General features: G+C 73.8%; 9 protein-coding genes and 5 tRNA genes. 7 read left to right on the top strand and 7 right to left on the bottom strand.

The window, feature by feature from the left end; genetic code table 11:
• The first annotated feature begins 58 nt into the window (after window positions 1–58).
• Window positions 59–583: a DsbA family protein gene (locus B7L92_RS37045; protein WP_107501732.1), complete on the top strand. Its 525-nt coding sequence runs from the start codon at window positions 59–61 to the stop codon at window positions 581–583.
• A 19-nt stretch (window positions 584–602) separates the two neighbouring features.
• On the opposite strand, the gene B7L92_RS37040 is transcribed toward B7L92_RS37045, so the two are convergent.
• From B7L92_RS37040 to B7L92_RS37030, 3 genes are read right to left on the bottom strand one after another with little or no spacing between them, the layout of a single operon-like run.
• Window positions 603–1427 carry a GNAT family N-acetyltransferase gene (locus tag B7L92_RS37040; protein WP_081241524.1) on the bottom strand — a complete coding sequence of 275 codons (825 nt, stop codon included), beginning with the start codon at window positions 1425–1427 and terminating at the stop codon, window positions 603–605.
• A gap of 52 nt (window positions 1428–1479) precedes the next feature.
• Window positions 1480–2301, bottom strand: coding sequence for an aminotransferase class IV (locus tag B7L92_RS37035; RefSeq protein ID WP_081241523.1), 822 nt, complete (start codon window positions 2299–2301; stop codon window positions 1480–1482).
• 3 nt (window positions 2302–2304) lie between these two features.
• Window positions 2305–3351 carry a chorismate-binding protein gene (locus B7L92_RS37030; RefSeq protein WP_081241522.1) on the bottom strand — a complete coding sequence of 349 codons (1047 nt, stop codon included), beginning with the start codon at window positions 3349–3351 and terminating at the stop codon, window positions 2305–2307.
• 177 nt (window positions 3352–3528) lie between these two features.
• Between B7L92_RS37030 and B7L92_RS37025 the strand changes: the two genes are divergently transcribed.
• The 5 genes from B7L92_RS37025 (at window position 3529) to B7L92_RS37005 (ending at window position 3991) form a co-directional block, all read left to right on the top strand.
• Window positions 3529–3601 (top strand) — tRNA-Gly (locus tag B7L92_RS37025).
• Between the two features lie 37 nt (window positions 3602–3638).
• Window positions 3639–3712: transfer RNA gene (locus B7L92_RS37020), tRNA-Cys, on the top strand.
• Window position 3713: 1 nt separating this feature from the next.
• Window positions 3714–3785: transfer RNA gene (locus B7L92_RS37015), tRNA-Val, on the top strand.
• A gap of 19 nt (window positions 3786–3804) precedes the next feature.
• Window positions 3805–3876: transfer RNA gene (locus B7L92_RS37010), tRNA-Val, on the top strand.
• 43 nt (window positions 3877–3919) lie between these two features.
• Window positions 3920–3991, top strand: a tRNA-Val gene (locus B7L92_RS37005).
• A gap of 57 nt (window positions 3992–4048) precedes the next feature.
• On the opposite strand, the gene B7L92_RS37000 is transcribed toward B7L92_RS37005, so the two are convergent.
• From B7L92_RS37000 to B7L92_RS36985, 4 genes are all read right to left on the bottom strand, one after another.
• Window positions 4049–4333, bottom strand: coding sequence for a TFIIB-type zinc ribbon-containing protein (locus B7L92_RS37000; protein ID WP_081241521.1), 285 nt, complete (start codon window positions 4331–4333; stop codon window positions 4049–4051).
• A gap of 80 nt (window positions 4334–4413) precedes the next feature.
• A complete protein-coding gene (locus B7L92_RS36995; protein WP_081241520.1) occupies window positions 4414–5346 on the bottom strand; it encodes a phosphotransferase in 933 nt (310 codons plus the stop codon).
• Window positions 5347–5588: 242 nt separating this feature from the next.
• Window positions 5589–5798, bottom strand: a complete 210-nt coding sequence (locus tag B7L92_RS36990; protein WP_081241519.1) for a hypothetical protein — start codon at window positions 5796–5798, stop codon at window positions 5589–5591.
• A 229-nt stretch (window positions 5799–6027) separates the two neighbouring features.
• Entirely contained in the window at window positions 6028–6303 is a 276-nt protein-coding gene (locus B7L92_RS36985; protein WP_081241518.1) for a DUF8836 family protein, read from the bottom strand.
• A 195-nt stretch (window positions 6304–6498) separates the two neighbouring features.
• Here B7L92_RS36985 and B7L92_RS36980 point away from each other — a divergent pair.
• The coding region (locus B7L92_RS36980) for a serine/threonine-protein kinase (protein ID WP_107501731.1) at window positions 6499–7452 on the top strand (954 nt) is incomplete at its 3' end.

Genomic DNA, 7452 nt, shown 5'->3' with positions numbered 1-7452 from the left:
GTCCGGACCGGCCGGGGTCCGATTGGGTGGCCGGGGACGCGGCTGGAAGACTGTGGCCATGAGCGACTCCTCCCCCGCCCGCCCCACCGCCCCCGTCCTCGAGGTGTGGTGCGAACTCCAGTGCCCGGACTGCCGCACCGCCCTGGACGACCTCCGCGCCCTGCGCGCCCGCTACGGCGACCGCCTGGAGGTGCGCCTGCGGCACTTCCCGCTGGAGAAGCACAAGCACTCCTTCGCCGCCGCCCAGGCCGCCGAGGAGGCGCTGGAGCAGGGGCGGGGCTGGCCGTACGTCGAGGCGGTGCTGGGCCGGGTCGAGGAGCTGGACCGCCGGGGAGAGCCCTTCCTGGTCGAGGTCGCCCGGGAACTCGGCCTGGACGCCGAGGAGTTCGACACCGCGCTGATCGACGGACGGCACACCCTGATCGTGGACGCGGACCAGGCCGAGGGCAAGGCGATCGGGGTGACGGGCACCCCGACCTATGTGATCGGCGGCGAGCGCCTCGACGGCGGCAAGAGCCAGGAGGGCCTGCGCGAGCGCATCGAGGAGATCGCGGACCGGCTGCTGGCCGGAGGGGAGGGGTGACCGGGAGCCCCGCCGGCGGCTACAGCAGCGGCTTGTACATCGAGTACTCGACGGTCGTGTAGCCGAGCGACGCGTAGAGCCGCTCGGCCGGCGTGTTGCCGGCGAAGACGTTGAGGCCGAGGATCCGTTTGCCCGCGGCCACCGACCGGGCCTCGGCGAGCAGCATGAGGGAGCGCCCGTGTCCCCGGCCGCGGTGGGCGGCGTCGGTCTCGACGTCGAAGACGTAGCCGTGCTCCCCGCTCACCGAGAGCCACAGGGTTCCCACGGGTGTGCCCTCGTGTTCCAGGACGTCGAAGAGCATGCCCGCAGTGGCGCGGCCCTCGGGCAGCAGGACGACCCGGTCCCGCTCCGCCTTGGCCCGCGCCTCGGCCTCGGGCACCCCGCGCGCGGTCCAGTTCCGCGCGTACTCCTCGTCGCCCCTGGCCCTCCAGGGTCCGTACTCGGCGTCGGTCATCGGCCGTGCCCCGCTGCCCGCCGGAAGAGCGGGCGGGGTGTCGCCGAGCGGCTTCTCCATGCCGCGGTTGCGCACCACGTAGCCGAGCGCCGTGGCGAGGCGGAGGGCCGGTCCGGCGTCGGCGGGGACGGTCGCCTCGATGCGGCGGCAGCCCCAGGCGCGCACCACCTCCTCCGCCGCGAGCGCGGCCACCGTGCCCCGGCCGCGCCGGCGGTCCGGCTCCTCGACGCGCAGGTGCAGGATCCGGGCCACCCCGGCACCGAAGACCGGGTGCGTGGCGAGGTGGACCTCCCCGACGGGACGACTGTTCACGCACACCTGGTAGCGGCGCGAACGCGTGCCGTCGGGGTTCTGCTGAAGCGGCTCGGCCGGCCGCAGGGTCGTGGTCATCACGGGTGTTCTACCCGCTGCCGTGCCCCGGGTCAGCCGAATGTCCGGACCGTCACGGATCGAGGTCGGCGCCCGAGCGCTCGTCGAAGATCCGCATGGCCTTGGCGGTCACCGGGCCCGGGGCGCCGGGCAGCTCCCGGTCGTCGACGCGGTGCACGGCCTGCACGTCGCGCAGGGTGGAGGTGAGGAAGACCTCCTCGGCCCGCTCCAGGACGTCCATCGGCAGATCGGTCTCCCGGGCGCCGGTCCACTCGACGGCCAGGGCGCGGGTGATGCCCGCCAGGCAGCCGGAGGCGAGCGGCGGGGTGTGGATCTCGCCGTCGAGGACGACGAAGACGTTGGACCCGGTGCCCTCGCAGAGCTGTCCGACGGTGTTGCCGAACAGCGCCTCGGAGGCACCCCGTTCGCCGGCGCGGGCGAGGGCGACGACGTTCTCGGCGTACGAGGTGGTCTTCAGGCCGGTGACCGCGCCGCGCTCGTTGCGGGCCCAGGGCACGGTGATGACGGCGGTGGAGTCGGGGCGGCGGGTCGTCTCCTCGAAGGCGACCACGAGGGTCGGGCCGTATGCGCCGCGGTCGGAGCCGAGCGGGCCGCGGCCACCGGTGTAGGTGATGCGCAGCCGGCCGAGCGGCACCGGGTTGGCCTCGATGACGGCGGCGCAGGCCCGGCGGACCTCGTCCAGGTCGGGGTCGGGCAGTCCGAGCCCCCGGGCGGACCGGGTCAGCCGGTCGAGATGCCGGGTGAGCGCGAACGGACGGCCGTCCACGGCCTTCACCGTCTCGAAGATGCCGTCGCCCACGGTCAGCCCGTGATCGAGGACGGAGACGCGGGCGGACTCGATGTCCTGCAGCCCGCCGTCGAGCCAGATCTTCACCTCTTAGGTCCCTTCACTCACCTCGTACGTTCCCGACGCTACCGCGAGCAGCCGGGAAGCCTTCAGTTCGGTCTCCCGCCACTCCCCCTCGGGGTCGGAGCCCCAGGTGATCCCGGCGCCGGTGCCGAACCGCAGGACGGCCCCGCCACGGGCGTCCCGGTCGATCCAGAAGGTGCGGATGCCCACCGCCAGCTCGCCGGTGCCGCGGTCGGCGTCGACCCAGCCGACGCCTCCGCAGTACGGGCCGCGGGGCGCCGTCTCCAGCGCGTCGATGATCCGCAGGGCGCTCGACTTGGGCGCGCCGGTGACGGAGCCGGGCGGGAAGGCGGCACCGAGCAGCTCCGGCCAGCCGGCCCCGGGACGCAGTTCGCCCCGCACCGTCGACACCAGGTGGACCAGTCCCGGGTGCTTCTCGACGGCGCACAGGTCCGGCACCGTCACGGTGCCGGTGGCGCAGACCCGCCCGATGTCGTTGCGGACCAGGTCGACGATCATGACGTTCTCGGCGTAGTCCTTCTCCAGGAGGTCCGCCTCGGTGCGTCCGGTGCCCTTGATCGGCCCGGACTCCACGGTCCGCCCGGCGCGGCGCAGGAACAGCTCGGGCGACGCGGTGGCGATCTCCACGCCGTGCCCGGGCAGACGGATCGTTCCTGCGTACGGCGCCGGATTGCCCCGGGCCAGCAGGGCCGTGAGGGCGTCCACGTCGGCGTCGGACGGCACCGGCGCGGACAGCACACGGCAGAGGTTCGCCTGGTAGACCTCGCCGGCCGCGATGTGCTCGCGGATGCGGCGGACGGCCGCCGTGTACGCGGCACGGTCCAGCGAGGACGTCCAGTCGTCGGGGCCCGGCCCCCGCCAGGCGCCCGGCACGGGCGCCGGCACCGGCCGCTCCCGGACGTCCCGGAAGCGCGCGCAGGTCAGACGGCCCTCGAAGTCGGCGCCGACGGCCCAGAACCCGGTGGAGTCCAGGGCCGCGGGGTCGTCGGTGACGTCGAGCAGTCCGGTGGCGACGCGGTCGCCGAAGCGGGCGAGGGGCGGGAGGTCGGGCACGCGAGGAGTCTATGGCGGACCCGCTCCGGGCGGCCCGGTCGCGTCCCCCGGGACGCTCCGGCCGGGCCCGGGAGCGGACTCCGCGCAGCACGCTGCGCAAACGTGTTTTTGTGCTGGCCCCGGAATCCGCTAGAGTTCAGTTCGTCGCCGGGACGCGCAAGCCGACCGAAACGACAGGCGGACGTAGCTCAGTTGGTAGAGCGCAACCTTGCCAAGGTTGAGGTCGCGAGTTCGAGCCTCGTCGTCCGCTCGAAGGAAGAGGGGGCTTCCCGGTCCCCTCCGCTCCTGGTGGAGTGGCCGAGAGGCGAGGCAACGGCCTGCAAAGCCGTCTACACGGGTTCAAATCCCGTCTCCACCTCCAAGGACGATTAGCTCAGCGGGAGAGCGCTTCCCTGACACGGAAGAGGTCACTGGTTCAATCCCAGTATCGTCCACCGGATCTTCGGATCCCCCGCGCGATTAGCTCAGCGGGAGAGCGCTTCCCTGACACGGAAGAGGTCACTGGTTCAATCCCAGTATCGCGCACGCAGTGCCCATGATCCGCTCCTCGGAGTGATCGTGGTCCCGAGGACGATTAGCTCAGCGGGAGAGCGCTTCCCTGACACGGAAGAGGTCACTGGTTCAATCCCAGTATCGTCCACGCACACCGGACCCCCGGCCGCGCCAGCGGCCGGGGGTCCGGTCGTCTCCGGGGTCCTCAGGACGAGAACAGCATGCGTCCGAAGCTCTTGTGCCGTCCGTGATGACCGTAGTGGCCGCCGTGCGGGGCACCCCACGCGGGAGGCTGCGGGGTCGCCGGGTACGCCTGCGGAGCGGCGGGCGGGGCGGGCGGTGCGGGCTGGGACCACTGGGCCTCCAGCCGGGTCAGCGACTCCAGCTCGCCGTAGTCCAGGAAGATCCCTCGGCACCCGCTGCACTGCTCGATCTGAACACCGTTGCGGTTGTAGGTGTGCATCGGCGCACGACACTTCGGACACTGCATGATCGATTCAACTCCTCGCCGGTCGGCCCTGCTTCACACGTCGCCAGGACAGACTCCGTCCGGCTCCGGTCGGTTGCACCCTAGCCCGCGGACGCGTGCGCCGGCCGGGGCGGGACCGCGGCCATGCGCGCGCAGGCGTCGATCACGGACCGTTCCACCTCGTCCGGGTGCCGTCCGTCCGCCGCGGCCTTGACGATCATCCGCGCGGCGGTCTGCACGGTGAGGGCACGGGCCGGGACGTCCAGCACGGCCCAGGGGTCGCCGCCGCCGGGGACGGCCGGACCGCCCGCGGCACGGTAGGCGTCGAGGAACCGCCCCCACTCCTCCCCCGGCAGCAGCCCGCACGCGTACCAGGCCGCCGGGCGCGCCAGGTCCCAGGCGGGAACGCCCACGCCCAGGTCGTCGACGTCTATCAGCCGCCAGGAGCCGCCGAAGACGCGTACGAGCTGGCCCAGGTGGAGGTCGCCGTGGCAGAGGGTGGTGCCATCCGGCATGGGGGCCTCGGCGCGGGCCCACGGGGGCAGGGCGGCCCAGGCGCGCAGCACGGGGCCGGCGGCCGGGACGGGACCGAGGGCCCGCAGCCGGGTGACGGCGCGGGCCGCCTCGGCCGGTCCCCGCATGGCGGGCAGCGGCACGGGGGCAGGGGTGCGGTGCAGCCGGGCGAGCAGGGCGGCGACGGCCTCCCACGGGGCGGCGTCGGGATCGTCCGGGTCGACGGGGACGCCGTACGGCCAGAAGGTCACGAGCCGGTCGTGCAGGCCGGCCGGGCTCGGGTCGAGCGGGGGCAGGAAGACGTCCGGGAGGCGCGCGGCCGCGGCGAGGCGCCGGGCCAGTGCGGCGGGGTCGGCGCCCGGGGCGTGGGCCTTCGCCACGGTGTCCTCGTGGCGTACGACGGTGCCGTCGGGGCGGTCGGCCAGGGTGCCGGTCGCCCCGCAGCGGCAGGCCGGGGTGCGGGAGTGGGCCATGTCCCGGACACGGGCGGCGAGGTCGGGGAGAAGGGCGTCGGCGGTCACGGGGCTCCCTGGGGTGCGGATCTGGAGGGAGGGTACGCGGAGGGGACGGAGGGGAAGGGCGCCTTCGCCGGACCGCCTGGATGCCGGGCCGCCGGGATGCCGGGCCGCCGGAGACAAGGGCAATGCCGGCGCAGCTCCCCAGCTGCGCCGGCATCTGTGCCGTCCGCCGCACCCCCGTCCCCACGGGGTTTCATGGGTGGATGTCCCCGCCCGGACCGCTCTTCCGGGCTTGGGGTCGCCGCTCAGCGCCCCAGCATCTCGCCCACGGACGACGCCTGTGTGGTCACCGTCTCCCACCCGTCGAAGACGAGGAGGAGCAGGACCGCCAGGGGAAGGGCCATCAGCGTCGCCACCAGCGGGTGGCGACGGCCCTCGCGGCGCGGCCGGAACCCGGCGGTGCCCGCCATGCGCTCCCGCGCGCGGACCAGTGTCCGCGGTGCCGTGTGGGCCATGGCCCTCTCCTGACCGTTTCGGTTGCCGTGTTGTCGTGTTGTCGCGTTGTGTGTGGTGTCCTTGGCAGCGGCGGGCGTCCGACCTCGGGGGACGAGTGCTGCACCCGCCGCTCGACCTCAAATCTAGGGGTCCGGCGTTCCCCGGACGTCATGCCCTCGTACCGATTGCCGGGCCTCCCGGAGGATGAGCCGTGTCCTGCGGTGTACTCCCCTGGGTGGAGACGGAGCCCTACGCCTCAGGGACATCCCGGAGGGGCCGGTCGCTCCGTCCGGTTTTCTCCGTGTCGTCCTCCCGCGGCACCGGCTGTTCCACCAGGGCCAGCACCCGGTTCGCCATGAAGCGGGCCGTCCGCACGACGACCCCGGTTCGGGTGACTTCGCTCACTTCGACCACCCCCCGGCGGACCGCCGTCTCCACCCGGCGCCCGGCCCTGCTCGCCACCACCTCGTACGTGCGCGTCGTGTCCCCCGCGTCCACGACTATCTCCACGCGGTCACCCTTCACGCGATCAATCCCCCTCCGGTGTCGGGTGGTTGGGATCGTCCATCGCGTGACCCCGACCGGCTCACGCGTTCCCTGACCACCTTTCAAGTGTCCCACCCGGCACTGACAATCGATCGGTCCGAGAGGGCGCGGCCTCTGCGCGCGGGCGGCCGGGGAAACGTAAGCTGTGGCTCGGCACAGGACCGGGCAGCGGGGATGAACATGGCGATGATGCGCCTGAGGCGCGAGGACCCGCGCGTCGTCGGCTCTTTCAGACTTCACCGACGGCTCGGCGCGGGCGGGATGGGCGTGGTCTACCTGGGCTCCGACAAGAAGGGGCAGCGGGTCGCGTTGAAGGTCATCCGGCCCGACCTGGCGGAGGACCAGGAGTTCCGCTCGCGGTTCGCACGCGAGGTCTCGGCGGCACGGCGCATCCGCGGGGGCTGCACGGCGCGGCTGGTGGCCGCCGACCTCGACGCGGACCGGCCGTGGTTCGCCACGCAGTACGTGCCCGGCCCGTCCCTGCACGACAAGGTCGCCGGCGAGGGACCGCTCGGCGCGGCCGAGGTCGCCGCCATCGGCGCGGCCCTGTCCGAGGGGCTGGTCGCCGTGCACGAGGCCGGCGTGGTGCACCGGGACCTGAAGCCGTCCAACATCCTGCTGTCCCCGAAGGGGCCGCGGATCATCGACTTCGGCATCGCCTGGGCGACCGGCGCCTCGACGCTCACGCACGTCGGCACCGCCGTCGGCTCGCCCGGGTTCCTCGCCCCGGAGCAGGTGCGCGGCGCCGCCGTCACCCCGGCCACGGACGTGTTCTCGCTGGGCGCCACGCTCGCGTACGCGTCGATGGGCGACTCCCCCTTCGGACACGGCAGTTCCGAGGTGATGCTGTACCGCGTCGTGCACGAGGAGGCCCAACTGCACGGCGTTCCGGACGCCCTGGCCCCGCTCGTCCGCGCCTGCCTGGCGAAGGACCCCGAGGAGCGGCCCAGCACGCTCCAACTCTCGCTGCGGCTCAAGGAGATCGCGGCCCGGGAGGCCCAGGGCCTCGCCGACGTCCGACCGCCCGCGCCGCGCGAGGCCGAGACGGAGCGGCCCGCCGGGCGCCTCGCCGACACCTACCCGGACCGCGCCCAGGCGCGCCGGCCGGGCCGGCGCGCCTGGGCGCGG

Origin of the sequence: Streptomyces viridosporus (assembly GCF_002078235.1) — a bacterium.
GTDB lineage: Bacteria > Actinomycetota > Actinomycetes > Streptomycetales > Streptomycetaceae > Streptomyces > Streptomyces viridosporus.
Note: the sequence above shows the minus strand (reverse complement) of the source record. Positions and strands in the feature narration are given on the sequence as shown.